Genomic DNA, 25,909 nt, shown 5'->3' on the forward strand with positions numbered 1-25,909 from the left:
CAATATCTATTAAGCAAAAAAATTGTAAAATACCAACTTAAATTTCAATTTAGGATTTTTTATGTTTGGAATGGGAATCAGCGAAATAATCATCATCGCTGTTATCGCTGTTATAGTCTTAGGCCCTGATAAACTGCCAAGTGCGATGGTCAATATAGCTAAATTTTTTAAGGTTTTTAAACAGACAATCAATGGCGCCAAAAGCACTTTTGAACAAGAGATTAAGATAGCCGAATTAAAAGAAGATGCCAAAAAATACAAAGATAGCCTAACTACGAGCATAGATGGCGTTAGAAAAAAGCTCACCTTAGAAGAGCTTGATGAGTTAAAAAGCAGCGTAAATAGCATATCTCAAACAACTCAAAAATCCCTTGCTGATATCCAAAATGAGATATCAAATTTAAATCCGATTGACAAATTAAACGCCGGATTAGACCTAGAAACACAGAGCCAAGATAGATCGCAAACAGCAAAAAATTTATCCCCAAATCCACAAATTACAAATACCACTCCAAACGAGTTATCAAAAGATCAAATTCAAAAAGAGGCCTAATGTTTGAAGATTTAAGACCACATTTAATCGAGCTTAGAAAGCGTCTATTGATAAGTACTATATCTGTGATAGTATGTTTTATTATATGCTTTAACTTTTGGGCTCCTTTGCTTGATTTTATGACTGCTCCGCTTAAAGCGGTTTTGCCAGATGGTAGTAATATCATTTTCACTCAAGTTGCTGAGCCGTTTTTTACAGCTATGAAGGTGGCGTTTTTTGCCGGGTTATTACTCTCTTTGCCAATTATATTTTGGCAATTTTGGCTATTTGTAGCCCCAGGTCTATATGAAAATGAGAAAAAATATGTGATTCCATTTGTGCTAAGCGCTACAATTATGTTTATTGTAGGGGCTGCGTTTTGCTACTATTTTGTAGTGCCTGTTGGCTTTGCTTTTCTTATAAATTTTGGTGGGACACTATTTCAAGCACTCCCTAGCATTGGGGATTATGTAGGGTTTTTCACTAAGATTGTAGTGGCTTTTGGGATTAGCTTTGAGCTTCCTGTTATTACATTTTTCTTAGCTAAAATCGGCGTTATAACCGATGAGAGTTTAAAGGGATTTTTTAGATATGCGATTGTTGGGATATTTATTTTTGCTGCGATTATGACTCCGCCTGATGTGCTTAGTCAATTTATGCTTGCTGTCCCTTTAATAGGGCTTTATGCTCTATCGATTTTGATTGCTAAATTAGTCAATCCAGCATCAAAATCAAATGAAGATGAAGAAAAAGAAGATGGCGATGAGTGATATATTTGCCTTAAGTAGCTATGATTATGAGTTGCCCTCTCATCTCATCGCTACAACGCCAGCTAAACCCAAAGAGAGTGCGAATTTGCTTATCTATGACCGAAGTAACTCTAAGATAACTCACACTAAATTTGGCAATTTAATGGAATTTTTGCCGCCTTGCGATATCATATTTAATGATACAAAGGTGATAAAAGCTAGAATTTATGGCAAAAAAAGTAGCGGCGGGGCTGTAGAGTTGCTACTTAATCAGCCTTTAGGCGATGGCAAGTTTAGCACCTTAATCAAAGGTCGAATAAAAGTTGGATCGGTATTGGAATTTGATAATGGTCTAAGCTGTGAGATTTGTGATATTTTAAATGAGTATAGAGTGGTTAAATTTTATAAAGATAATAAGCTATTAGATACGCCAAATTTATACCAAATTTTAGATCAAATCGGCCATATTCCACTCCCGCCATACATAAAAAGAGATGATGAAAAAAGCGATGAAATTTGGTATCAAAGCGTATTTGCTAAAAATAGTGGCGCCGTAGCAGCCCCAACTGCGAGCTTACATTTTAGTGATGAGATGATAGAGAATTTAAAATCCAAACACAATATCTCATATATCACTCTCCATGTCGGTGCTGGAACCTTCAAATCAGTTGAGAGTAGCGATATTAGAGAGCATAAAATTCATAGCGAAATCTACTCTATGAGCGATCAAGCAATCCAAGCTATAAATAGCGATAGAGCGATTTTAGGCGTGGGGACAACTGTGACAAGATGTGTTGAGTATTTTTATAAAAATGGGGTTAAAAATGGTTTGTGTGATCTATTTTTACACCCTGCTAATCCACCAAAAAGACAAAACTACCTTCTAACAAATTTTCACTTACCAAAATCAACGCTAATTATGCTAGTAGCGAGTTTTGTCGGATTAGATAATGTCAAAGAAATTTATAAACAAGCCATAGAAAAAGAGTATAAATTTTACTCTTATGGTGATGCAATGTTGGTGATATGATGAGAGTAGTATTTTTAATTTTTATAGCAAATTTATTATTAGCAAATGATGAAATGGTTGATACCAAAGAGTATATAGCATTTAGTTTTTTACTATTTTTAGTTTTGATACTAATAGTTATCAATAAGCGCCCAGTCCAAAATAGAAATCAAAAATTAATCCACACACAAAACAAAAATTTAGCCAAGTTAAATTTAACATTTTTCAAAAACAAGTCCGAAAATGGGGATTTTATCAAGCGTATAGGGCTATTCTTTAGAGTGCTTCACACCTTAGCTGCGCACAATCAAAACTCAATAATATTTAGCTATCAGCCAAGACAAGCTAGATATTTTAACGCAAATTTCAAAGCCATAACAAATGCTACACACAATCTTTTATGCTTTGTCAATAAAAGTGTAAGCAATAGCTCCATTTTGCTATCACTCAAACCTACCAAAAATCCAAATGAGTATCAAATTTCAATCAAAACTTCAACCAGCATAAATAGCAGCGATATAGAAAAATCACTTGAAAATAAAAGCAAAAATATAAATTACAAATACCTTAATATCGCCTCTGATTATGCGAATTTACTTGGATCAAAGATTGAATTTCGCTCCAAAGCCAATAACTCAATCTTCTCATTTAACATAACAATGCAAAAGCTAGATGAGCCACTAATCATCAAGCCAACAACACCCAAAAAAGCCATAATAGCCTATGAGAGCCAAACTGGATTTTTCACACTTTTAGCAGATCTTAGCGTCTATGGCGTCTCTACGCAGCCAGAATATAGCTGGGAGAGTGTGAAAAATCATATAATAGATATGTGTTATCAGCCAGATTTTGTATTTATACAAGCAAAAATACTCAAAAAACTACCACACAATGAGATAAATTTGATAACGCAGTGGCAAAAAACCAAAGGATTTAAAGTCATAATCATCAGTGATAACTCCGACTATGATGATATAGCCAGTAGCTTTGGTGATGAGATTTTGTATCAACCATACACTACTGATGATATCGCTAAGCTAGTGGGTTAATCCATCTCAAGGCGCATTAAATACATATCCTCTCCGCTGATAACTTCAAGCGAATTTGAGCCGCATTTTGGGCATAGGAATTCATTTTCTAAAAGAATGCTTTGAGCGCCACACTCATTACATTGGATTGTTATATCCTTAGGGTGGATGATGAGTTTGGCTTGTGAGCAGATAGTATCAGCTTTGAATGCATCAAAGGCACTTTGCAAGTAGTGAGCCTCTACTCCACTTAATCTACCTACTTCAATCTCTACTTTGGTTATTCTTGTTGCTTTATGTTTCATCGCATTTGTTTCACAAAGCTTAAATAACTCTTGAACTATAGCTAATTCGTGCATATTATCTCCTTTTTAGCAAATTCTAGGTAGTAACTCACCCTTTGGTGGCTCCATAAATCTAGAAGCACCATAGCTATTTTGTATAATCACATTTGCCTTATTACTATCTAAAATTTCACCTATGATATTTGATTTTGGATCAAATTTCTTTAAAATTTCAACTGCCTTCATCTCATCTTGCGGCTCAACGGCCAAGACAAAAGTCCCCTCATTAGCAAGCTCATAAGGCTCAAAACCAAGAATTTCACAAATTCCCATCACCTCATCGCTCACAGCGATACTATCTTCGCTAATTTTGATATCTCGCCCACAAGCCTTCGCCCACTCATTTAAGACAGCTGAGAGTCCGCCACGAGTCGCATCTCTCATAGCAAGAGGAGCGATATTAGCATTTAAAAGCGCTTCAACTACATTATTTAAAGGCTTACAATCGCTTTGCAAATCCAAATTTAGCTCATTTCTATTTGCTAAAATCACAGCACCATGCCTACCTACATCGCCGCTTAAAAGGATTTTCGCACCACTTTTTAAATTCTCCACTCTAGACTCTTTGATAATCTCTCCAATACCTGAAGTATTGATAAAAATCTTATCACAACTCCCCTTGCTAACCACCTTAGTATCACCGCAAACTATGCTAACTCCAGCCTCATCAGCCGTGCTTTTCATACTATTTAAGATCTCTTTAAGCTCATCAATACCAAGCCCCTCTTCTATAATCAAAGCGCAACTAATATATCTAGGCTTTGCCCCTACCATTGCTAGGTCATTTATCGTCCCACAAACTGCGATTTTACCGATATCGCCACCTGGGAATTTAGTAGGGCTTACTACGAAGCTATCGGTGCTAAAGGCTATTTTACCACTTAAATTTAAAATCGCACTATCATTGCTTTGGGCTAAAATTTCATTATCAAAAATCCTAAAAATCAACCCATTTATGAGTTCATTCATCTCTTGCCCACCACCACCATGAGCTAATAATATCTTTTTCATCTATCCTCTTTTGCTATATTTATAATACGCCGCACAAGCGCCCTCGCCACTTACCATACAGCTACCAATAGGATTTTGCGGATTACACACCTTGCCAAAGACTTTACAATCATACGGCTTAGCCTTGCCACGCAAAATTTCACCGCAGATACAGGCCTTAGACTCCTTAGATTCGCCTACTTCTACATTAAAATATTTTTTAGCATCCAAGTAGCTAAACTCATCTCTTAGTCTTAATCCGCTATCTTTGATAACGCCTAGCCCTCTCCACTCAAAATCACACGGCTGAAAATATCTATCTATTAGCTCTTTGGCCTTTAAATTACCATCTTTGCTAACCACTCTAGCATACTCATTATAGACCTTATGGGTGCCATTTTCATGCTGATTGACTAAATTTAATATACTATCCATAAGATCCAAAGGCTCAAATCCGCTCACCGCAATAGGCGTTTTAAACTCATTTGCTAGCTCTTCATAAATTTTACTACCTGTAATCACACTCACATGCGATGGACCCAAAAACGCATCTATTTTCACATCTTTATCACTCATTATAGCCCTTACTGGTGCTGGGACTGTGACATGGTTTATATGTATAAATAGATTTTGTAAATTCAACTCAACAGCTTGTTTTACCACCACTGCACTCATAGGCGTGGTGGTCTCAAATCCAATAGCAAAAAATACAACCTTTTTATCTGGATTTTCTTTGGCTATTGTGATTGTATCAAGTGGCGAGTATAAAGCCCTAATATCAGCCCCATCAGCCCTAAGCTCGGATAGAGAGCCTTTACTCCCTGGTACCCTTAACATATCAGCTAAGGTACAAAATATCACCCCATCTATACTAGCAATCGCTATAGCCTCATCAATGCGACTTCTAGGCATTATACACACAGGACAGCCTGGCCCGTGGATGAAATTGATATTCTCTCCTACTAATTGTGGTAAGCCAAATTTCATTATACTATGAGTATGACCGCCGCAAATCTCCATAATATTTAATGGCTTTTTGCTTCTTTGCTTGATTATCTGGCTTAAAGCTAAAATCTTATCTTTATCTCTAAAACTATTTATCAAATCCATTAAAATCCTTCATATGTTTTAAATGCTAACTTATAAAGAGCTGTTAAAATATCTTTATCAATCTTTTTAAGTTCATTATAAACGCTATCTTTTTGTAGTTGCAAATGTAGGTTTTGCTTTAGTAGTTTTTCTATAGTTTTTGGTAATTGTTCGCAAATTTTTTTGAAAGCAAATTTATCACCTGTTATAATTTCGTAAAATTTATCAATAGAAATTCTGCGTAATCTTTCATTGCTAGTTTGCCTTTGTCCATCAAGACTTATTATCCAAGGCTCATTTGCTGATTTTTTAGCTATTACTTCTACAAGAGCACAAATATCTTTGGAATTTTTAGAATTTAAAAGATGGTTTTGCATTTTCATAAATGTCTTTTGACTTGATGAACTATTCATGGTATTGTGTTTATTTTTCAGCTCGACAAAATATGAGTTTTTTTCGCCTTTAAAGACTATATCCCAGCCACTTTTTGGAACTTCGCAACCTTTAATATACTGAAAAATATTTTGATGAAAATATCCAATAGAGTTATTATTTGATTTATCTCTTTGTCTTTGTAACTCCAAGGCTATAATTTCTTCATAACTTTTAACATAAATATGTTTATCAAAAAGCAATTTTATAGGGTCGATTATATTTGAATTAAATTTGCTTAAATCAATACTTTTTAACACTTCTTGATACTCGTTTAAAGTTTTTAAAACATGTTCTTCAAAGTCTGTTTTTGATATAAAGTCTAAAATAAACTCTCGCCCCACTTCGTTTCTCCATTTAATGATTTAATTATCTCTTTACCAATTTCATAAGCCAAATTCACAGGCACAGCATTACCTATTTGCTTGTATTGTTCTGCCATAGAGCCACAAAACTGCCATTCATCTGGAAAGGATTGAATTCTAGCATTTTCTCTTACACTAAATGGCCTAATCTCACTTGGGTGGCACCTGTCAGTTTGCTTCATTTGCGGTGTTGTAAGCACAGTTAGGCTTGGCTCATCAAAGCTAAGTCGCCTTAAAATTCCAGTTCTACCACCAGCCATATTCCAGCAAGTTTTCATATAGGCTTTAGCAATATTTGGATCTATATCACGCCAATACCCACCAGCAGGCACAAGAGCAAAAACAGCCTCTTTTTGCTCTGAGTATTTAGCGCACTGGCTTTTTGGGACATTTTGTAAAATATCTCTTAGAACCAGCTTTTTATCGTGCTTTTTAGGAAAAGTAAAAAATACCTTATCTTGCAAATCTTTTCTAATTCCAACTACAATCAAACGCTCTCTTTTTTGCGCTACACCATAATCAAGCGCATTTAGCACTTTATATTCTATATTATAGCCTTGTTCGCAAAAAATATCACAAATAATTTTAAAAGTATTGCCTTTATCATGCGTTAAAAGCCCCTTGACATTTTCAAATAAAAACATCTTAGGTTGTAATTTTTTTAAAAACAAAGCATAATGATAAAATAGAGTCCCCCTAGTATCTTCAAGCCCAAGCCTCTTGCCTGCATAACTAAAGCTCTGACAAGGCGATCCACCAGATAATAGATCCAACTCTTTGATTTTTATATTAAATTTGCTCTCTAAATCACAAGATGAAATTTCAGCAATATCATAACAAATAACATTCCAATTGGGTCTATTTGCCAATAAAGTTTTAACAGATGATTTATCTATTTCTATTAAACCTATATGAGCAAAACCGGCTCTTTCTAATCCAAGAGCCATACCTCCGCCACCAGCAAATAACTCAATACTTTTAAACATCAATCTCTACTTCAACGCTGCTAAGCCCATATCGCCTTCATCAGATGGTATTTTGCCACTATTCATATCATCTGCGATCTGCTTATAAATCTCCAAGCTCTCTAAAGCGTATTTGGTATCTATCTTCTCCATCGCAAATCCCACATGTATCAGCACATAATCCCCCACCGATACAGGATCAGCTATCAAGTCCAAACTCACCCCACGCTTAACGCCGAGAGTTTCAACAATGGCAAAATTATTCTCATCTATTGATATTACTTTTGATGGTATGCTAAGGCACATTATTTTAATTCCTTTTTCATTTTTAAATAATTTATCCACTTATCTATGCCAAGGCCTGTTTTGCTATCGACTTCTATTATATCAACTTTTGGATTTAGCTTTTTGGCCTCTTTTTTTACCTCATTGATATCAAAATCAAAATGCTCTAATAGCGAAGTTTTCGTTATCACCACTATATCAGCCGCCCTAAACATAACAGGATATTTAGCCACCTTATCGCTCCCTTCTGGCACACTGATTAAGACAGCATTAAGGTGAGCCCCCACATCATAACTAGCTGGGCAAACTAAATTTCCAACATTTTCTATAAATACCAAATCAAGCTCTTTAAGTGGCAAGTGGTGTAAGCCATTATGCACCATAAAAGCATCTAAATGACAAGTTTGGCCAGTGCTAATCTGATGAGCCTTGCCGCCTGCGTTTATAATGCGATTAGCATCCATATTGGTCTCTAAATCCCCCTCAACTACCCCAACTCTTAGGCCACTTGATTTTATAGTAGCTTCTAAAAGCGTGGTTTTCCCAGCTCCCGGACTACTCATCAAATTCACACACAATAGCCCATATTCGTCTAAATGCGCTCTATTGTGAGCAGCTTCGTGGTCGTTTTCTTGTAATATTTTGGTTACTACTTCTACTGTTTTTTTCTCATTTAAAGCTGGATGATCATGATGGTGAGTATGGTCGTGATGGCTATGGTTTCCCATGCTACAACCGCAATCTTTACACATATTTTCTCCTTTGAATTTAAAATTTATGATTATATCTAAGCATATTTAAGCCAAAATAAATTTGCCCCATCGCAATGGCAGAATCATTAATAGGCTCATTAATAGGCAGATAATATGCTATATTATTTTTTTTGAATTTATCTATAGTTTTTCTTAATAATGCCTTATTTTGCCACACTCCGCCACATAAGACAATAGGCAAATTATAGATACTAGCTATATCTAAGGCTAAATTCGCCAATCCATTTATAAATGCTGTAGCGGCGATTCTAGGCTCATCTATCAAAGCACCTTTAAAGGCATCTTCATAGCTGATAACTCCATCATTTATACTAAACTCATAAGCCACATCCAAGCTCTCATCATACAAAGACTCAACCATCATAGGCGCTTGTGCGTCATAGCTTACAGATTTTAGCTCAAAAATTATAGAAGCAAAAGCGTCAAAAATCCTACCCAAAGAGCTACATTTTATGGTATTTATCTGATTTTTTAATATCTTATCTAGATTATCTTTTTGAATTTCAGGTATTAATCTATCCAATTTTGGCGAATTTAAAGAGTATTTTTTAGCTATTGCGTAGGCTAGGTAGTATATATTTTTAATAGCCTTATCCCCGCCAATTAGATCAAAGCTATCAAAATGCATTATCCTATCAAATTCGCCCTTAGAGCATCTCAAAATCTCTCCACCCCAAATCGTAGAGTCCTTCCCATACCCAGTCCCATCAAAGCTAAGCGCTATCACATCGCCGCTAATGCCATTTTCTAGCATAACGCTTAAGGCGTGAGCGTGATGGTGATAGACTCTGTGAATTTCATAACTTTTCGCAAAATCATCTATAAATCCAAAATGCGGATGAGCGTCCCCTAAAACAAAATCAAACTCAAACCCATATATACTCTTAAAGCTCTCTAGTAACTCATCAAATCTTAATTTTGTCGCTACACTTCCCATATCGCCGATATAAACAGAGCTAAATATCAACCCATCTTTATAAATGGCAAATTGATTTTTCATCAAGGCACCAAGTGCTAAAAAGCAGCCCTTAGGGGCGATGCCATTTAAATTTAGTGGCAAAATAGATGGCTTTAACCCTCTTGAAGTTCGCAGATATATCGCCTTTTCATCTAGGGTAAAGCATATGCTATCATCGCTTGGATTGATAATATCTCTATCATTATCCAAAACAAAATCACAAACCCCGCTTAATTTATCCTTAATACTATCATAATCTTTTATAATTGGCTCTTTGCTTAGATTGGCACTTGTGGCGATGATGGGCGAATTTAGAGAGTTTAAGAGCAGAATATGAAGTGGCGTCGGTGGCAAAAATATACCAACTTTATCAATATTTTTAGCCACTATATCTGGGAGACTGTTTTTAGATTTGAGTAAAACTATTGGCTTTAAATTTGAGCTTAAAACCTTGGCTTCATACTCATCTATATAAGCGTATTTTTGCGCCATCTCTATATCTTTACACATTATGGCAAATGGTTTATCAGGGCGATTTTTTCTAGCTCTTAGGTCAAATATAGCTTGATGATTTAAGCCATCGCAGACAAGATGAAATCCGCCAACACCCTTAATCGCTACGATTTTACCGCTTTTAATCGCATTTATACAATCTTTTAGCGCATTTTCATCACTGCTTAAAATATTGCCACTCATATCTTTATATAGTAGTTTTGGCCCGCAGGCTTTACACGCTATTGGCTGGGCGTGATAGCGACGATTAATCGGATTTTTATATTCAGCTTCGCACTTATCGCACATTTTAAATTTACTCATCGTGGTATTTGCCCTATCATAAGGCAAACACCTAATCAAAGAAAATCTCGGCCCACAATTTGTGCAGTTTATAAAAGCATGATTATATCTATAATTACTACTATCTAAAAGCTCATTTTTACACTCATCACAAATAGCAAAATCAGGCAAAATAGGGGCAAATTTATAGCTATCAGCAGAGCTAATAATCTTAAATTCATTATATATATTATGACCATTATTTACTACAATTTTATCTATTCTAGCAAGTGGCGGTAGCTCGGTTTTAAGGGATTTTATAAACTCATCAACCGAATTTGAGTCGCCATTTAGCTCTATTTTGACTCCACTAGAATCATTAAAAACTCTACCATTTAAGCCCAAATTCACAGCCAATTGATAGACAAAAGGGCGAAATCCTACACCTTGGACTAATCCGTAAATTTCAATTTTAACTAATCTCAAGTGGATAGCATCCGCTAAATTCGCTTTTGTAATTAGAGTTACAAAACTTCAAAGCCAAATTCGCAATTACTGGATTTTCAAACAAACTACCGCCAAATAGCATATTTTTAGCGCCTAATTCATCTTTGAGTATATCGCCAAAATCACTTAAGAAAAAGGCCAAACTCTCCAAGCAACCAAAAGAGATATTCTTACTATCAGCCCCAGCTAGCTTAAAGCTCATTGTGCTTCTAATAGCCCTAGCCCAGTCAAACTCACTTTTGCTACTCATCTTAAAATCGATCCTAACGCCCTTAAGACCGCTATAATCCCTAGCGTAATTTAAAATTTGAGATTTATAATCCAAAATTTGATCGATAATCATAAATAAACTATAAAAATTATCTTTAAAATCTATTTTGCCTTGCGGTAATGGATATTTGCTTTTGAAATTTGCTAGCAATTTATCCCCACCATCAAATTCAGCTATCCTATCCCAAATCTCTTCAAAGCTTTTTGGTAGCTCAATTTTGAGCATATCAAACTCATCATTATCTTTATAAACTTTGATAAAATCTTTGCTATTTTTACTTAAAAATACCCTTGCGATAGTGGAGTTAGCTAAATTTAATTCACTCACACAAAGCCCAAAAAGAGCATAATTTTTATCACTAAAAGAGTTGATATAATCACGCTTTTTCGCACTCAAAAACTCGCCACTCTCAATAACCAAAATTCTCTCATCTAAAAATGAAATTTTAATATCTTTTTTTAGAGTTTTAATAGCTAAAAATTTAATCCCCTTATCATTTAATGCTTTTGCAATCTCATAAATATTAATATCCCAAGCGCTTCTAATATCAAAATATAGTGGCGCCTCTTTATGATTGGAGCGATATATGGCATTAATTTTAAGATTAATTATAGGCTTTTCAAAACTAGCCAATGCGATTAAGGATTTCTCATCACAAACAAAGATCTTAGCAGCATTTTTAAGATTAGTAGGCACTAAATAATCAGCATCAAAGCTATCAAATTTGCCTATCTCATAACCATCATAGATAAATTTTTTGCCACCCAAAATATCATCTATACCACGCTTTATTATCTCATTATCTATACCAAATCCAAATTCATTAACCCCACTCTCTAAAGAATATGGAGTGATATTTTTATAACTAAAATCAAACTCAAACTCGCTACTATCAGGCAAATTCTCAGCTAATTCCACCTTGCTCTCTTGGATAAAAATCGAGCTAGGAACCTTAGATATAAACTCATCGCTAAATTTACCAAGCTCTTTTTCGTCCCCTTTAACATATAATTTCACAGATTTATTCTCTTTGGTTATAGAGTATTTTAAAGCGCTTTTTTTAGCCCAAAAATCTAAAAAAAATGCTAATATAGCCCCATCATTAGAGCAATTAAATTCAAAGCAAAGTATCAAAATTGCTCCTTTTTCCACTCGTTTGCGATATCTTGTAAATTTTTGTCATCTATCTTGCTATACTCAAATCCAAGAGATTTTAGCTCTTTTAATATTATTTTACTCATCAAATCAGATGAATTTAAAACCTCACTACTAAGCTCAAAACTCATAGGCTCAACTCTCTTTGGTACCACGCCAATTATCTTAGTCTTTGGTCTATCACCCACCAAATCCATCATCTCTATGGTTTGTAGCATCTCAATCTCATGAGCTGAGCCAGACCACTTTATACTCTTTGGCATATCTTCAAAATCAAAGAAATATACATCTCCTATCTGCCCACCATCAGCATCGATACAATCAACGACTATTAAATAATCGCTATCAGCCATTATCGGAGTTAAATGATTTGCTAAAGTACCGCCATCTACAAATTTTAAATTATGTTCTTTGGAGTTAAATTTAAAGTTATTCTCAATCATCTTAACAAAATGAACGCCGACACCTTCGTCGGCGAACATTACATTTCCTACTCCTAGGATTAAAACACGCATCTACTTCTCTTTTGGGAATTTGTAGCCGCTGATTATCGCATCCATAGCACCATCTTTGCCTTTTATAGCGTTAAATACAGCCATATAGATATGAACTACCACAAAAATAAAGATAATCCACATAGCAATATGGTGAATTTGACGCACATTAGCAAGTCCTCCCATCCAAGCCTCAATAACTCTCATAGGCGTATAAAGCAACCCGCCAAGCCCATCATGATATACATTGACATATAAGATCAAGCCAGTTAGACAGATCACAAAAAGCACAATATAAAAGAATATATAAGAGGCAAATTGTAGTGGATTATAGGTTCCTTGAATATGTGGGTGTTTGCCTAAAAATAGATAGTATTTGATCTGATCTATCCAAATTTTTGGGCTTAGAAAATCCCTTACACTCACTCTTTCTATATGGCTTTGTTTATCAAAGAAAAATAGATATGTCTTAAAGATAAAACAACCTATTAGTATAAATCCAGCTATTTGATGCACAGCACGCCATTTAGCATTCATAAAATTTATAGGCTCACCCGTTATAGCAGGACTTACAAAGACATAAGCAAGATAAAATCCGCTCACGCTCAAAACCACAATAGATATAGCTCTAATCCAGTGCGTAAGGCGTAATCCTATGCTAAATTCATAATCAGCGATATGTTTTTTACTATTTTTCATATCTGCTCCTTAGATTAAATTCGGATTAACTTTATAGCTACTTAATTCATTACCCTTTGTATCCATCACATGGACAGCACACGCTATACAAGGATCATAAGAGTGAATTTTGCGTATTATCTCTAAAGGCTGTTTTAAATCAGCGATTTTAAGCCCAATCAAACAAGCCTCATAGCTACCCATTTGACCTTTAGCATCTTTTGGGCTAGCATTCCAAGTAGATGGAACGACAGCTTGCCAATTCTCAATCACTCCATTTTTAATCCTACACCAGTGGCTTAGCATACCACGAGGCACATTACCGATAAATCTACCTTTATACTCTTTTTTGCTATCTATTTGATATTTAGCGCAAGTGCTATCATCGATTTTTAAATTCTCAATTAGATTATTAAAAGCCCTTAAGGTATTATCAGCGATAATTTTTGCTTCAATCATCCTACAAGCAGTCCTACCCAAAGTTGATAATACAGCACTCACAGGAAGCCCTGTTTCAGCTAGGAATTTATCCACTACTGGCACTACATTTTTATTGCCTTTAGCGTAATTTATAACTATATTTGCTAGTGGGCCAACTTGCATAGGCAAGCTATCATATCTTGGGGCTTTGATCCAGCTATATTTACCATCTAAATCAAAGACTTTAGAATCTTCCATTTCGCCCTTAGCATTTAGAGTTTTAGCATCTTTAAATCCTGTGTAATTTGGCGTAGTATCACCATCATAAGGGTGAAGTGGAGCGTCGTTTTTATACCATGAGCGAGTCGCTTCTTCGGTGATTTTACTCTCATCTACTTCAAATACCTTAGATATATCACCATTTAAGATATAACCACCATCAAATAGATACTCATTAGCACCAATTTGGAAATCTTGATATGTTAATAAATTTGGAGTTCCTACATCATTTACCACACTTGGTTCATTAGCATAAGCCTTAGCCGCCATCACCAAATCCGGCCAATAAGCACGATTGATAAAATCAGCCATCTCTTGGAATTTCACCATATATTCACCTAGTCTTGCTGGGTCTTGTAGATCCATTATACAAGTTACGCCACCGACAGTTAGGCTTTGTGGGTGTGGCTGCTTAGCACCAAATACCGCCATAGCTTGAGCTATTGTTCTTTGAAGTCTTAAACACTCTAGATAGTGGCTAAGGGCTATTAGATTTTGCTCTGGGCTAAATTTATAAGTAGAGTGCCCCCAATAAGCATTAGCAAATGGCCCAAGGTTGCCTTTTTCTACGAATTTTTTAACCTTATCTTGAACTAATTTTAACTGATCTGCGCCACATGCATATGGAGTATCGCAATATTTAAATGCTTCTTGGCTAGCCTTTTTTGGATCAGCACTCAAAGCGCTCACCACATCTACAAAATCAAGCGCATGAAGTTGATAGAAATGCACAGGATGATCATGTAAAAATAGAGCCGCATTCATAAGCGTTCTAGTGAGTTTGGCATTGAGTGGCGGGACGATACCAAGAGCATTTTCTACAGCTTCAATCCCTGCTCTATAGTGCGAAAATGTACAAACACCGCAAATTCTTTGCGTCATAAAACCAGCATCTCTTGGATCTCTACCTTTGACAATCACCTCAATACCACGCCAAAGAGTTGAGCCACTATAAGCTTCTTTAACTACATTATTCTCATCCACAACCACCTCTACACGAAGGTGGCCTTCAATTCTAGTTATCGGATCAACTACTATTCTTTGTTCGCTCATATTTTACTCCTTCTCTTTTGTTGCAGTAGCGATAAGCGCATGAGCCGCTACAGCCACGCCTGTAATTGCTAAGACACCTATACCGATTTTATCGCTTATAGCATCCGCCCCAAGTCCATCAAATACAGTGTTATACAATCTATCACCTAGTGGCACTTCAAATGGCCCCATCTGATCCCAAAAATCAGGCTCAGAGCAGCCGATACAGCCATGGCCTGCTTGGATAGGCCAACTAGTGTGTTGATTAAATCTCTCTCTAGAGCAGTTATTAAAGGTATATGGCCCTTTACAGCCGACTTTGTATAAGCAATAGCCATTTTTAGCACCTTCATCGCCAAATTCTTGGACAAACTCACCCGCATCAAAATGCCCTCTTCTCTCGCAAAGATCGTGAATTCTAAGCCCATAAGCCCATTTTGGTCTATTATAGACATCAAGTGCTGGAAGTGTGCCAAATAGTAAGAAATTTAAGACATTACCGACTATATTTTTCTCACTTGGCGGACAGCCTGGGACATTGATTACTGGTTTATTGGTGATTTTGTGAAGTGGTTTTGCGTTTGTAGGATTTGGGGCTGCAGCTTGGATACCACCAAAGCTAGAGCAAGTCCCAATAGCAAAGATAGCAAGAGCATTATCACTAGCGTGGATAGCATGTTCTCTACCTGTTGTGCCTTTTGGGCCTACTGTTAAATAAAAAGCGCTATCACCATCTGGAATTCCCCCTTCTACCATTAAGACATATTTACCTTTATACTTTTGTATAGCTTGTTCTAAATTCTCTTCAGCTTGCCAACCAGAAGCCGCCATAACTGTTTCATGATACTCTAAACTGATATAATCAAATATTAAGCTATCAATTGTAGGTGCATCACTTCTTAAAAGGCTCTCGCTACAGCCGGTACATTCAGCCATATGGAGCCAAATCACAGGCAATCTATCGCTAAGCTCAGCTGCTTGAGCTACCATAGGTGCAAAACTAGCCGGCAAGGCCATAAGAGCAGTCATCACTCCAGCCCATTTCATAAAATCTCTACGAGTAAAGCCGTGTTCGTTTAAAACATCCATAATAGAGCTATTTGCTTTCATTTTTGGAAGTTTGGCTAACTCTGATAGCCTATTTTGTATGGTGGTTATATTATGATTATCTACCATAAATTTCCCCTTTAATTGAGATTAAATTTATCTTAAAATAAATTCTTTACCTGTTATTTTACTATCATTTAACTTAATAAATTTGATAAATCAAAATTAAATTTTAATTTTAAAGATAGTTTAATATAAAAAGTATCAAATTCCATATTTTTGCTATAATTTTATAATTGAATTTAATTTTTTTATATGAAATTTTAAAAATAAAAGTTAATCATACTTATTTTATCTTAGTTAAATTTAATTAAAAAAATTAATTTATTTTACTCTTATAAACCACTAAAATTAGCTATATAAATATACAAAATAGTAGGCACAGATATGCTTATTAGGCTATTTCTTCGCCAAATTTGTAAAGTAATTGCTAAAAGCAGACAAGCCACCGCACACATACCAAGCCAGATATTATCAAATTTCATACTAGCTATAGCATAAATCATCAAAATTATCATAATTACAAGAGTGCTTCTACTCTCTAAATATTTAAGCATTTTAGAGTTACTTCGCTTTTTAAACAAAAAATAAGGCAAAAATCTACAAAGCAAAGTCGCCACGCAACCAGCCAAAATATATGGTAAATACTCCATCAAAACCGCCTTTTAAATATGATCAAAATCACCATAGCCAAAATCAATGAACCAAATAAATAGTAGTGTAAAGGAAAGATAAAAAGCCCCAAAATTCCAATACCAAAACCAAGCAAAGCCACGCTAATATTTTTATCTCGTTTAAAAACCTCATACGAAAGCACACCAAACAGAGCCGCCAAGCTAAACTCAATCCCCTTATAATCCAAATTTAAATTTGAGCCTACAATACTACCCAAAATAACGCTAAAAACCCAATAAATTTGATTTAAAAAAGCAGTTAGATTAAACACCAAATCCCGATTTTCATCATCTATATCATTGCGTGATTTTATCAAAGCATAGGTCTCATCGCTTAAAGCGTAGATGAAGTAATATCTAAATTTAAGCTTTTTAATCTCATCTAAAAGCCCCAAAGTATAGAAAAAATGTCTAAAATTTAGCATAAATGAGATAAAAAACACACCCCATAAATTCGCCCCACTAGCGATAAAAGCAATCAACAAAAACTCCACACTACCAGCATAAACCATAACACTAGTAAGCCCCATCACCCAGCTTTCAAAGCCCATGCTAGCGCCATAAAGCCCAAAAGCAAATCCAAGCGGTATATAACCCATCATAACAGCAATTGTGGATTGAAATATTTTAAATTTAAGATTCATAAGTCAAAACGCACCGCCTAAAATAGGCAATGCGATTTTAAAAAATTTACTATTTTTTAGGAGCGGTCATATCTTCAGGTTTTACCCACTCATCAAACTGAGCAGCTGTCAAAAGACCTAAATTTATAGCTTCTTCTTTTAAAGTTGTGCCATTTTTGTGAGCTGTTTTAGCTATTTTAGCAGCATTTTCATATCCAATATGTGGATTTAGAGCAGTTACAAGCATAAGGCTTTCGTGAAGAAGTTTATCGATTTTAGCTTCATTTGCGGTGATTCCAATAGCGCAATGGTCATTAAAGCTAACCATAGAATCGCTTAGCAATCTAATGCTCTCTAAAATATTGTGAGTTATAACTGGTTTAAATACATTTAACTCAAAATTACCTTGAGATGCGCCCATTGCTACGCTTACATGATTGCCTGCTACTTGGACTGCTACCATGGTCACGGCCTCACATTGAGTAGGATTGACTTTACCTGGCATAATAGAGCTTCCTGGCTCGTTTTCAGGGATATTTATCTCGCCAATACCGCATCTTGGGCCACTTGCTAACCATCTGATATCATTTGCGATTTTCATTAAATTTGCCCCAAGACCATTTAAAGCACCACTTAAAAATACTTCAGCATCATGGCTTGTAAGGCCGTGAAATTTATTTGGATGAGATTTAAATTTAAACTCAGTTTTAGTTATCTCATTTAAAACTTCACTCACCATAGGACTGAAATCTGGATGGCTATTTAGCCCTGTTCCTACAGCTGTTCCACCAATAGCAAGCTCTTCTAAAAATGGAATAGTAGCTAGAATTTGATCTTTACTAGCTTTTAGCATGTGAGCATATCCGCTAAACTCTTGACCTAAGGTTAAAGGTGTGGCATCTTGTAAATGAGTTCTACCGATTTTAACGATATTAGCAAACTCTTTGCTCTTTGCTTCAAGTGTAGCTAAAAGCTTATCAATAGCTGGGAAAAGCTGTTTTTGAAGCTCTAAAACAAAAGCAATTCTCATAGCTGTAGGATAAGTATCATTTGAGCTTTGACCTTTATTTACATCATCATTTGGATGGATTAGCTTTTTACTTCTAAAATCCTCACCCAAAATCTCAGTAGAGCGGTTAGCGATAACTTCGTTTAAATTCATATTTGATTGAGTTCCGCTACCTGTTTGCCATACTACAAGCGGAAAATTACCATCTAATTTGCCGGCTAGTACCTCATCGCAAGCTTGAGAAATAGCCTTTGTTTTAACATCATCTAAGCGGCCAAGTTTGTTATTTACGATAGCGCAAGCCTTTTTAAGATAGGCAAAACCCTCTATAACCTCACTTGGCATTGTGCCTTTGCCGATTTTGAAATTTTCTAAACTTCTCTCGGTTTGAGCTCCCCAATACTTGTCATTAGGCACCTTGATCTCACCCATTGTGTCTTTTTCTATACGAAAATCCATCTTAATCCTTTCATAATTTAAAATTCCAAAGTTGCTATTATCCATTAAAATGGCTTATAGCTTCATAAATTTTATTATTTATTTATATAAATTTAGCTAAAATCGCACATTTTTATCTTTCACTAAAGGCAAAAAATGGCTGAATTTTATGATCCAAAAACAATAGAAGAGAAATTTTATAAAATCTGCGAAGAGCGTGGATATTTCGAGATTGATGGGAATAAAAATATTCAAGAAGATAATAAAACTTTTTGTATCATGATGCCACCGCCAAATGTCACAGGAGTCCTACATATAGGGCATGCGCTTACCTTTACTTTACAAGATATAATTACAAGATACAAAAGGATGGACGGCTATAAAACTCTTTGGCAGCCAGGACTTGACCACGCTGGGATAGCTACTCAAAATGTAGTTGAAAAGCAACTTCTAGCTAGTGGGGTTACAAAAGAGCAAATCGGTAGAGAAGAATTCCTTAAAAAAACCTGGGAATGGAAAGAAAAAAGCGGCGGTCAAATCGTCTATCAAATGCGTCGCCTTGGGATAACACCTGCTTGGAGTAGAGAGAGATTTACTATGGATGAGGGGCTTAAAAATGCTGTGAGAAAAGCCTTTGTAAGCTTGTATAATAAAGGGCTTATAATCCGTGGAAATTATATGGTAAATTGGTGTACGCACGATGGAGCTTTAAGCGATGTAGAAGTCGAGCATAAAGCAAATAAGGGTAAATTATATCATTTGAGATATTTTTTATGTGAAAATAGCTCTTCAAACCATAGCCAGATAGGTGGCGATTGCGAAGCAGATTTGGGGGTTGCGCAGAATTTTGCGAGTGCAGATAGAATAAATAATTCATCAAGCGAGCAAAATTCAAGCTCCGCTAAAGATGCGAACAAGCGTCCCTATATCGTGGTGGCTACTACTAGACCTGAGACATACTTTGGCGACACTGCTGTAATGGTAAATCCAAATGATGAAAGATATAGAAATTTAATAGGCAAAGAGCTGATTTTACCACTAATTGAGCGTAAAATCAAAATTATAGCCGATAATCATGTAGATATGGGCTTTGGGACTGGCTGCGTGAAAGTCACTCCTGCGCACGATACAAACGACTATGAAGTAGGCAAAAGGCATAATTTGGAGTTTATAACAATCTTTGATGAAAAGGGAATTTTAAATGATTATTGTGCTAAATTCAAAGGCTTAGAAAGACTTGAAGCTAGAGATATGGTAGTAGCCGAGCTAGAAAGCAAGGGCTTTGTAGAAAAGATTGAGGATTACGAAAACCAAGTTGGGTATTGCTACCGCTGTAAAAATGTAGTTGAGCCATATATCTCTAAACAATGGTTTGTCAAATCTGAAATCGCCGATGAAGCTATCAAAAGTGTAAATGAAGGCGGAGCAAAATTCTACCCATCACATTGGATAAATAGCTTTAATGCTTGGATGAGAGAGTTAAAAGATTGGTGTATAAGCCGTCAATTATGGTGGGGACACCGAATTCCGGTATTTTACTGCGAATGTGGCCATGAGTGGGCCGATGAAGATGAAAAACCACTCAAATGCCCAAAATGTGGTGGAGATAAATTCACCCAAGACCCCGATGTGCTTGATACTTGGTTTTCTAGTGGGCTTTGGCCTTTTAGCACACTTGGCTGGGGAAATGGTAATGCGCTGAAAAATGAGAAGTGGCTTGAGAGTGATTTAAGCGAATTTTATCCAAATTCCATGCTAATTACCGGATTTGATATACTATTTTTCTGGGTGGCTAGAATGATGTTTCAAAGCAACAACGCCTTAGGAGAGCTACCTTTTAAAGATATATATCTACACGCTCTTGTCAAAGACAAAGATGGCAAAAAGATGAGCAAATCAAGCGGAAATATAATAGACCCACTAGATATGATCGATGAGTATTCAGCCGATATACTTCGCTTTACGCTAACTATCTTATGCGCTCAAGGTCGTGATGTCAGAATGAGCGATGAGCAGATGGTTTTAAGCCGAAATTTCACCAACAAATTATATAACGCTACTAAATTCTTGCGTATGAATGTAGATAAATTCAGCGATCTTGATGAAAATGCCGTGCATACAGAGCTAGGCAAATATATACTAAATCGCTTTAAAATCGCTATAAACGAAACAAGAAAAGCACTTGATAGCTATAGATTTAATGACGCAGCAGATAGGGTGTATAAATTCCTATGGGATGAGTTTTGTGATTGGGGGATTGAGCTATCAAAAGCCGATAAGAGCGCAATTAGCGAGCTTGGCTCTATTTTCAAAGAGAGTATGAAATTACTAAGCCCATTTATGCCTTTTATCAGCGAGTATCTATATCACGAATTAAGCGGCACAAATTTAGAAAATTCTACCTCCATAATGATCTCTAAATACCCAAAAGCTAGCAAAATAGATGAAGCTATCATATCTAAATTTGAGCTAATAATCGAAGCCATAATAAGCATTCGCCGTGCTAAAGCAACGATAGACCAAGGCAACGCCAAAATCTCAAAAGCCTTTATAAAATTAAATAGCAATCTTGATATCGCTAGCTACCTAAACTTTATCAAACTACTTGCTAAATGTGAAAATGTAGAGATAACAAAAGATATTATCCCTAATTCCGCTAGAGATGTGAGCGAGAATTTAGAGAGCTTTATACCGCTTTCTGGCGTGGATACAACGGCCATTATAGCACGACTAAACTCACAAAAATCAAAGCTTGAAAAAGAGATAGCTAAGCTTGAAAATATGCTAAATAATGAAAAATTCGTAGCAAATGCCCCTGAAAGTGTGCTTAAAACCAATCAAGAGGGCCTAGCCACCGCAAAAGCTAAATTTGAAAAAGTATGTAGTGAGCTAGAAAGTTTGGAAAATATTTAGGATAAAAGAATATAAGATGGAAAAAAAAGATTTAGCTAGTATTTTTGGCGTAGAGACTAAAAATATTATACCAAGTGGAGGTAATGATAATATAAAATATTATGATATAGATGACAGAGTAGATGTTAAAGAAATACCTGATGATTTCCATCTTTTATTTAAAAATATTATACAAATTTCTCTAAATTGCGGCGGCAAGTTTGAAAACTGTTCTTTTAAAAATAAAATTTTTTTAAAAAAAATTTTATTTTTAAATCCTTGCGAGTTTAAAAATTGCGTATTTGATAATAATTATTTAAGCATAATATCTAGTTCTCAATTTTTGGGATGTAGCTTTGAAAATATAGATAATTTTTTAGAATTTGCTAGTAAAAACACTTTTAAAGAATGTGTTTATAAATCAGATTTAAAACTTTGTGGAAATGAAGAAAAAGAATATCAAAAAAAAATAAAAATATCAAATTTTACTTTTCATAATAAAGTGGAATTTATAGGACAGACATTTAAAGATGAAGTCCGCTTTGATAAAGTGATATTTGAAGATGAAGTAGATTTTACTCATTCTATATTTAACAAAAACATTGTTTGCTATGAATGTGAGTTTAAAAAACAGCTTAACTTTGAGAATTGTAAATTTATTGAAACCGCTGATAATAGTTTAAGTTTTAAAGAAGTAAAGTTTCATGATATTATAACTTTTAAACATTCTGTATTTGATGCAGAAGTTAATTTTGATAATTTTACTTTTAATAATAAAGCTGATTTTAGTAAATCCACTTTTGAAAAAAAAGCTTCTTTTAAACACTGTACGTTCAATAATTTTTTTGATTTTTCAGAGATACATTTTAAAGATAATGTTTATTTTGATGATAGCGATTTTAATGAATTTGCGGCTTTTCATCTTTGTGTGTTTGAAAAGACAGCATCTTTTTATAGGACAAAGTTTAATGTGATACCAAATTTTAGCCCAGGGGATTTTAAAGGAATTCTAAATATAAACAATGCTACTTGGGGAAAAAACGGCAACCTAGAATTTGAAGATGTAAGAAGTATAGTAAAAGAAGCTTATGGCAAAATTAAAACAGAAAAAGAATTAGAAACAATAAGAAATATAAAAGATTCTTTTCGTGCTATCAAAAATATTTTAATACAAAAAAACGATCAACTAGACGCACAGAAATTTCACAAAGCTGAGTTATATTGTAAGGAGTTAGAATTAGAAGAAGAAAATAAAAATTTTTCTACTTATATAGATAGTTTGCTTTTAAGATTTTATAGAAATACTAGCGACCACCATACGAATTTTTTAAAAATTTTGAATTTTACTGTGTTTTGCATAGCCGTTTATGCTGTTTGTAGTTTTCTTTTTGTGAATATATATACAGCTACATTTTTTGGGGAAACTGGATTTTTTGGCAAGAATACTAGTGAAGGTATTTTTTCTTGGCTATATATAGGTTTAATTTTCTTAGCAATTATAATTTTGTTTTCGATGCTTAAAGATTGTGAGCCAATAACATTTTTTAGATATTTATGTTTATTTATTATATTTGCTTTAGTGGCTGTATTTGTAAATAATTATTCTCCCACAATTGCTAAATTTTTATTATTATTATTTTGCATAATAGCATTTTCATTGTTATTAATAATAAAAATAGAGAAGGGATTGCAATTATTTTTTTTCTTGTACTTATGCTTTTGCGCAATTCCAGTATTATTATCAATTGTTTATTTTATCTTAGATATAGACAAAAATTATGTGTTTAAAATAACTATACCATCAATAATTTCTACTTGTTTTTGTTTAGTTATATTTTTTTCATATTCATTAGAAGAAAAATATCTGCGTAAAAGAAAATATAAAAATTTGATCTTACCGGTTTTTAAATGTTTTGTTTGGGGTATTGTCGCTTTTGTATTATATTTACAACCACAGCTGATAAATCCTTTTGTAGGTGTATTTAAAAGTGATGAGATACTATCGACAAACTACTTTGAGAAAAAACTAAATGATTTAAATGTTAGTGAGATTATAAAAATTTCAAATTTGTTAAAAAATAGCACAGATTTAAATCTTACAGGAGTACATAAAGAAATAATAGATTTAAACACTATAACAAATACAGAAATAATAAACGCAAAAGAACTAATAAAACAAAATCTAAAAGAAATAAATATTACCAATAATGAGCTAAATACCACAATAAATAATCTAAAAGAAGTAAAAGACCTTCAAGAGTATTTAGTAAATGGAATAAAATCAAGCTCGCTTGTGTATTCTATAATTTTACTTTTATGCCTTTACTCGCTAACAAAAACAGCTAGAAAAAACTCAATAGTCCCTATATAAAAAGAGATAAATAATGATAGAAATAAATAATTTAAGCAAAAGTTACGGCAAAAATGAAATTTTAAGTGGAATTTCAACTCATATCAAAAAAGGTGAAATCTTCGCTATCGTCGGTCATAGTGGTGCTGGCAAGAGCACACTTTTACGCTGTATAAATGGGCTTGAGAGTTATCAAAGTGGTAGCTTGAAGGTGCTAGGGCGTGAGATAAATTCATTAAATGAAAACGCTCTTAGAGAGCTTAGAAAAGATATCGGTATGATATTTCAACACTTTGCTTTAATGAGTAGAAAAACGGTTTTTGACAATATCGCTATGCCGCTGCGTGTGTGGGGCTATGATGAAAAAGCTATAAAAATCCGTGTTGATGAGCTTTTGGAGTTAATAGGATTAAAAGATAAATCTAAAAGCTATCCAAGTCAGCTAAGTGGCGGCCAAAAGCAAAGAGTTGCTATAGCTAGGGCTTTAGCGCTTAGCCCAAAAATATTATTAAGCGATGAAGCCACAAGTGCGCTAGATCCAAACACCACAAAGCAAATTTTAAGCCTACTTAAAGAGATAAATGAGCGCCTTGGCATCACAATCGTGCTAGTCACACACGAAATGGAGGTTGTAAAAAGCATAGCCAATAGAGCTATTTTACTCGAACAAGGCTTAATCACAAATTCAGGCTCAATTGTAGAGCTATTTTTAAATCCTAATAAAAATATGAAAAACTTCCTAGGCGAAGAGGAGATTTTGCCAAATACTGGCGTAAATATCAAAATCTTTTTCCCGCCAAATGTAGCAATGCATAGTATCATAACCAATATGGCTAGAGAGCTTGATATTGATTTTAACATAGTTTGGGGAAAATTAGAAAAGCTAGGTGGTAGCGTTCTTGGTAGCTTGGTTATCAATGTAGAACCAAAATATGAGCTTAAAGTAGAAGAATTCATCAAAAATTCAGGCGCTCCATATGAGATTATAAAGGGGGAGTAAATGATATCAAAATTGCTTTTTGAAGCCACGATTGATACCTTATATATGGCTTTTGTATCTACGCTTTTGGCTTTTATTATAGGTCTTGGACTGGCTATAATCTTAGTTATAACCTCTAAAAACGGCTTAAAACCAAATAGAGCTATTTATAATACTCTAGATATCGCAGTCAATACACTTAGAAGCTTTCCATTTATAATTCTTATAATTGTCTTGTTTCCATTAACTAAATTTATAGTTGGTACCAGTATTGGCACGACAGCAGCCATAGTCCCGCTCACTATCGGTTCAGCACCATTTATCGCTAGATTAATCGAAAATGCGATGAATGAAGTAGATAGTAGCATTATAGAAGCAGCATTAAGTTATGGAGCCACCAAAACACAGATAATATTTAAGGTTATATTTATAGAAGCGTTGCCAAGCATTATAAATGCTATCACACTTACACTTATAGTTGTGATCGGATTTACCGCTATGGCCGGTGCCGTTGGTGGTGGTGGCCTTGGTGATGTAGCTATGAGATATGGATTTCAAAGATTTCGCCCAGATATTATGGCATATACGGTAATTATCTTGATAGTAATGGTTCAAATAATCCAAAGTAGCGGAAATTTTTTATATAAAATAACAAAAAAGTAATAAAATTTAATTTTTATCCGATATTATATATATCTAAGTTTTAAG

At 34.7% G+C, this 25,909-nt stretch carries 24 protein-coding genes; 8 read left to right on the top strand and 16 right to left on the bottom strand.

Going from position 1 to position 25,909, the window contains the following annotated elements:
• Positions 1 to 61: 61 nt before the first annotated feature.
• The 4 genes from tatB to CLAN_RS05440 are packed head-to-tail and all read left to right on the top strand — an operon-like array spanning position 62 to position 3,339.
• Entirely contained in the window at positions 62 to 553 is a 492-nt protein-coding gene (tatB, locus tag CLAN_RS05425; RefSeq protein WP_096018429.1) for a Sec-independent protein translocase protein TatB, read from the top strand.
• Positions 553 to 1,302 (top strand): twin-arginine translocase subunit TatC, encoded by a 750-nt coding sequence (gene tatC / locus CLAN_RS05430; RefSeq protein WP_096029940.1) that lies wholly within the window; start codon positions 553 to 555, stop codon positions 1,300 to 1,302. The genes tatB and tatC overlap by 1 nt, the downstream gene beginning before the upstream one ends.
• A complete protein-coding gene (gene queA / locus CLAN_RS05435; protein ID WP_100590780.1) occupies positions 1,295 to 2,311 on the top strand; it encodes a tRNA preQ1(34) S-adenosylmethionine ribosyltransferase-isomerase QueA in 1,017 nt (338 codons plus the stop codon). Before tatC ends, queA begins: the two co-directional genes overlap by 8 nt.
• Positions 2,311 to 3,339, top strand: a complete 1,029-nt coding sequence (locus CLAN_RS05440; RefSeq protein ID WP_096014415.1) for a hypothetical protein — start codon at positions 2,311 to 2,313, stop codon at positions 3,337 to 3,339. Before queA ends, CLAN_RS05440 begins: the two co-directional genes overlap by 1 nt.
• Here CLAN_RS05440 and hypA read toward each other — a convergent pair.
• The 16 genes from hypA to fumC form a co-directional block, all read right to left on the bottom strand.
• Positions 3,336 to 3,677 carry a hydrogenase maturation nickel metallochaperone HypA gene (gene hypA / locus CLAN_RS05445; protein WP_096014414.1) on the bottom strand — a complete coding sequence of 114 codons (342 nt, stop codon included), beginning with the start codon at positions 3,675 to 3,677 and terminating at the stop codon, positions 3,336 to 3,338. The two genes, CLAN_RS05440 and hypA, sit on opposite strands and share 4 nt — an antisense overlap.
• 12 nt (positions 3,678 to 3,689) lie before the next feature.
• Entirely contained in the window at positions 3,690 to 4,673 is a 984-nt protein-coding gene (hypE, locus tag CLAN_RS05450) for a hydrogenase expression/formation protein HypE (RefSeq protein WP_096014413.1), read from the bottom strand.
• Positions 4,674 to 5,762: a hydrogenase formation protein HypD gene (gene hypD / locus CLAN_RS05455; protein ID WP_086224128.1), complete on the bottom strand. Its 1,089-nt coding sequence runs from the start codon at positions 5,760 to 5,762 to the stop codon at positions 4,674 to 4,676.
• Complete coding sequence (locus CLAN_RS05460; protein ID WP_100590781.1) at positions 5,762 to 6,517, bottom strand: Eco47II family restriction endonuclease; 756 nt, start codon at positions 6,515 to 6,517, stop codon at positions 5,762 to 5,764. The genes hypD and CLAN_RS05460 overlap by 1 nt, the downstream gene beginning before the upstream one ends.
• On the bottom strand, positions 6,496 to 7,524 hold the full coding sequence (locus CLAN_RS05465; protein WP_100590782.1) for a DNA cytosine methyltransferase: 1,029 nt from the start codon (positions 7,522 to 7,524) through the stop codon (positions 6,496 to 6,498). The genes CLAN_RS05460 and CLAN_RS05465 overlap by 22 nt, the downstream gene beginning before the upstream one ends.
• 6 nt (positions 7,525 to 7,530) lie before the next feature.
• Positions 7,531 to 7,809 (bottom strand): HypC/HybG/HupF family hydrogenase formation chaperone, encoded by a 279-nt coding sequence (locus CLAN_RS05470; RefSeq protein ID WP_100590783.1) that lies wholly within the window; start codon positions 7,807 to 7,809, stop codon positions 7,531 to 7,533.
• Entirely contained in the window at positions 7,809 to 8,540 is a 732-nt protein-coding gene (gene hypB / locus CLAN_RS05475) for a hydrogenase nickel incorporation protein HypB (RefSeq protein WP_096014409.1), read from the bottom strand. The genes CLAN_RS05470 and hypB overlap by 1 nt, the downstream gene beginning before the upstream one ends.
• A gap of 16 nt (positions 8,541 to 8,556) precedes the next feature.
• Complete coding sequence (hypF, locus tag CLAN_RS05480; RefSeq protein WP_100590784.1) at positions 8,557 to 10,779, bottom strand: carbamoyltransferase HypF; 2,223 nt, start codon at positions 10,777 to 10,779, stop codon at positions 8,557 to 8,559.
• Positions 10,766 to 12,205, bottom strand: coding sequence for a hypothetical protein (locus tag CLAN_RS05485; RefSeq protein WP_096018435.1), 1,440 nt, complete (start codon positions 12,203 to 12,205; stop codon positions 10,766 to 10,768). The genes hypF and CLAN_RS05485 overlap by 14 nt, the downstream gene beginning before the upstream one ends.
• Entirely contained in the window at positions 12,202 to 12,741 is a 540-nt protein-coding gene (locus CLAN_RS05490) for a HyaD/HybD family hydrogenase maturation endopeptidase (protein ID WP_096018436.1), read from the bottom strand. The genes CLAN_RS05485 and CLAN_RS05490 overlap by 4 nt, the downstream gene beginning before the upstream one ends.
• Positions 12,742 to 13,419, bottom strand: coding sequence for a Ni/Fe-hydrogenase, b-type cytochrome subunit (gene cybH, locus CLAN_RS05495; RefSeq protein WP_100590785.1), 678 nt, complete (start codon positions 13,417 to 13,419; stop codon positions 12,742 to 12,744).
• A 9-nt stretch (positions 13,420 to 13,428) separates the two neighbouring features.
• Positions 13,429 to 15,150, bottom strand: coding sequence for a nickel-dependent hydrogenase large subunit (locus tag CLAN_RS05500; protein ID WP_100590786.1), 1,722 nt, complete (start codon positions 15,148 to 15,150; stop codon positions 13,429 to 13,431).
• Between the two features lie 3 nt (positions 15,151 to 15,153).
• Positions 15,154 to 16,305, bottom strand: a complete 1,152-nt coding sequence (locus tag CLAN_RS05505) for a hydrogenase small subunit (RefSeq protein WP_100590787.1) — start codon at positions 16,303 to 16,305, stop codon at positions 15,154 to 15,156.
• Between the two features lie 266 nt (positions 16,306 to 16,571).
• Positions 16,572 to 16,889, bottom strand: a complete 318-nt coding sequence (locus CLAN_RS05510; RefSeq protein ID WP_096015026.1) for an AzlD domain-containing protein — start codon at positions 16,887 to 16,889, stop codon at positions 16,572 to 16,574.
• A complete protein-coding gene (locus tag CLAN_RS05515; RefSeq protein ID WP_096019995.1) occupies positions 16,889 to 17,554 on the bottom strand; it encodes an AzlC family ABC transporter permease in 666 nt (221 codons plus the stop codon). Before CLAN_RS05515 ends, CLAN_RS05510 begins: the two co-directional genes overlap by 1 nt.
• Positions 17,555 to 17,603: 49 nt before the next feature.
• Positions 17,604 to 19,001, bottom strand: a complete 1,398-nt coding sequence (gene fumC / locus CLAN_RS05520; protein WP_100590788.1) for a class II fumarate hydratase — start codon at positions 18,999 to 19,001, stop codon at positions 17,604 to 17,606.
• A gap of 135 nt (positions 19,002 to 19,136) precedes the next feature.
• On the opposite strand from fumC, the gene CLAN_RS05525 reads away from it, so the two are divergent.
• From CLAN_RS05525 to CLAN_RS05540, 4 genes are read left to right on the top strand one after another with little or no spacing between them, the layout of a single operon-like run.
• Complete coding sequence (locus CLAN_RS05525) at positions 19,137 to 21,893, top strand: valine--tRNA ligase (protein ID WP_100590789.1); 2,757 nt, start codon at positions 19,137 to 19,139, stop codon at positions 21,891 to 21,893.
• 16 nt (positions 21,894 to 21,909) lie between these two features.
• A complete protein-coding gene (locus tag CLAN_RS05530; RefSeq protein ID WP_100590790.1) occupies positions 21,910 to 24,243 on the top strand; it encodes a pentapeptide repeat-containing protein in 2,334 nt (777 codons plus the stop codon).
• A gap of 13 nt (positions 24,244 to 24,256) precedes the next feature.
• Positions 24,257 to 25,222 (top strand): methionine ABC transporter ATP-binding protein, encoded by a 966-nt coding sequence (locus CLAN_RS05535; RefSeq protein ID WP_100590791.1) that lies wholly within the window; start codon positions 24,257 to 24,259, stop codon positions 25,220 to 25,222.
• On the top strand, positions 25,223 to 25,864 hold the full coding sequence (locus CLAN_RS05540; protein WP_086224114.1) for a methionine ABC transporter permease: 642 nt from the start codon (positions 25,223 to 25,225) through the stop codon (positions 25,862 to 25,864).
• Positions 25,865 to 25,909: the final 45 nt, after the last annotated feature.

Origin of the sequence: Campylobacter lanienae NCTC 13004 (genome assembly GCF_002139935.1) — a bacterium.
In the GTDB taxonomy this organism is placed as follows: Bacteria; Campylobacterota; Campylobacteria; order Campylobacterales; family Campylobacteraceae; genus Campylobacter; species Campylobacter lanienae.

Coding starts and splice junctions, on each gene's coding strand:
- tatB (WP_096018429.1), top strand. CDS start 62: ATGTTTGGAATGGGAATCAGCGAAATAATCATCATCGCTGTTATCGCT.
- tatC (WP_096029940.1), top strand. CDS start 553: ATGTTTGAAGATTTAAGACCACATTTAATCGAGCTTAGAAAGCGTCTA.
- queA (WP_100590780.1), top strand. CDS start 1,295: ATGAGTGATATATTTGCCTTAAGTAGCTATGATTATGAGTTGCCCTCT.
- CLAN_RS05440 (WP_096014415.1), top strand. CDS start 2,311: ATGAGAGTAGTATTTTTAATTTTTATAGCAAATTTATTATTAGCAAAT.
- hypA (WP_096014414.1), bottom strand. CDS start 3,677: ATGCACGAATTAGCTATAGTTCAAGAGTTATTTAAGCTTTGTGAAACA.
- hypE (WP_096014413.1), bottom strand. CDS start 4,673: ATGAAAAAGATATTATTAGCTCATGGTGGTGGTGGGCAAGAGATGAAT.
- hypD (WP_086224128.1), bottom strand. CDS start 5,762: ATGGATTTGATAAATAGTTTTAGAGATAAAGATAAGATTTTAGCTTTA.
- CLAN_RS05465 (WP_100590782.1), bottom strand. CDS start 7,524: ATGTTTAAAAGTATTGAGTTATTTGCTGGTGGCGGAGGTATGGCTCTT.
- CLAN_RS05470 (WP_100590783.1), bottom strand. CDS start 7,809: ATGTGCCTTAGCATACCATCAAAAGTAATATCAATAGATGAGAATAAT.
- hypB (WP_096014409.1), bottom strand. CDS start 8,540: ATGTGTAAAGATTGCGGTTGTAGCATGGGAAACCATAGCCATCACGAC.
- CLAN_RS05490 (WP_096018436.1), bottom strand. CDS start 12,741: ATGCGTGTTTTAATCCTAGGAGTAGGAAATGTAATGTTCGCCGACGAA.
- cybH (WP_100590785.1), bottom strand. CDS start 13,419: ATGAAAAATAGTAAAAAACATATCGCTGATTATGAATTTAGCATAGGA.
- CLAN_RS05500 (WP_100590786.1), bottom strand. CDS start 15,150: ATGAGCGAACAAAGAATAGTAGTTGATCCGATAACTAGAATTGAAGGC.
- CLAN_RS05505 (WP_100590787.1), bottom strand. CDS start 16,305: ATGGTAGATAATCATAATATAACCACCATACAAAATAGGCTATCAGAG.
- CLAN_RS05510 (WP_096015026.1), bottom strand. CDS start 16,889: ATGGAGTATTTACCATATATTTTGGCTGGTTGCGTGGCGACTTTGCTT.
- CLAN_RS05515 (WP_096019995.1), bottom strand. CDS start 17,554: ATGAATCTTAAATTTAAAATATTTCAATCCACAATTGCTGTTATGATG.
- fumC (WP_100590788.1), bottom strand. CDS start 19,001: ATGGATTTTCGTATAGAAAAAGACACAATGGGTGAGATCAAGGTGCCT.
- CLAN_RS05525 (WP_100590789.1), top strand. CDS start 19,137: ATGGCTGAATTTTATGATCCAAAAACAATAGAAGAGAAATTTTATAAA.
- CLAN_RS05530 (WP_100590790.1), top strand. CDS start 21,910: ATGGAAAAAAAAGATTTAGCTAGTATTTTTGGCGTAGAGACTAAAAAT.
- CLAN_RS05535 (WP_100590791.1), top strand. CDS start 24,257: ATGATAGAAATAAATAATTTAAGCAAAAGTTACGGCAAAAATGAAATT.
- CLAN_RS05540 (WP_086224114.1), top strand. CDS start 25,223: ATGATATCAAAATTGCTTTTTGAAGCCACGATTGATACCTTATATATG.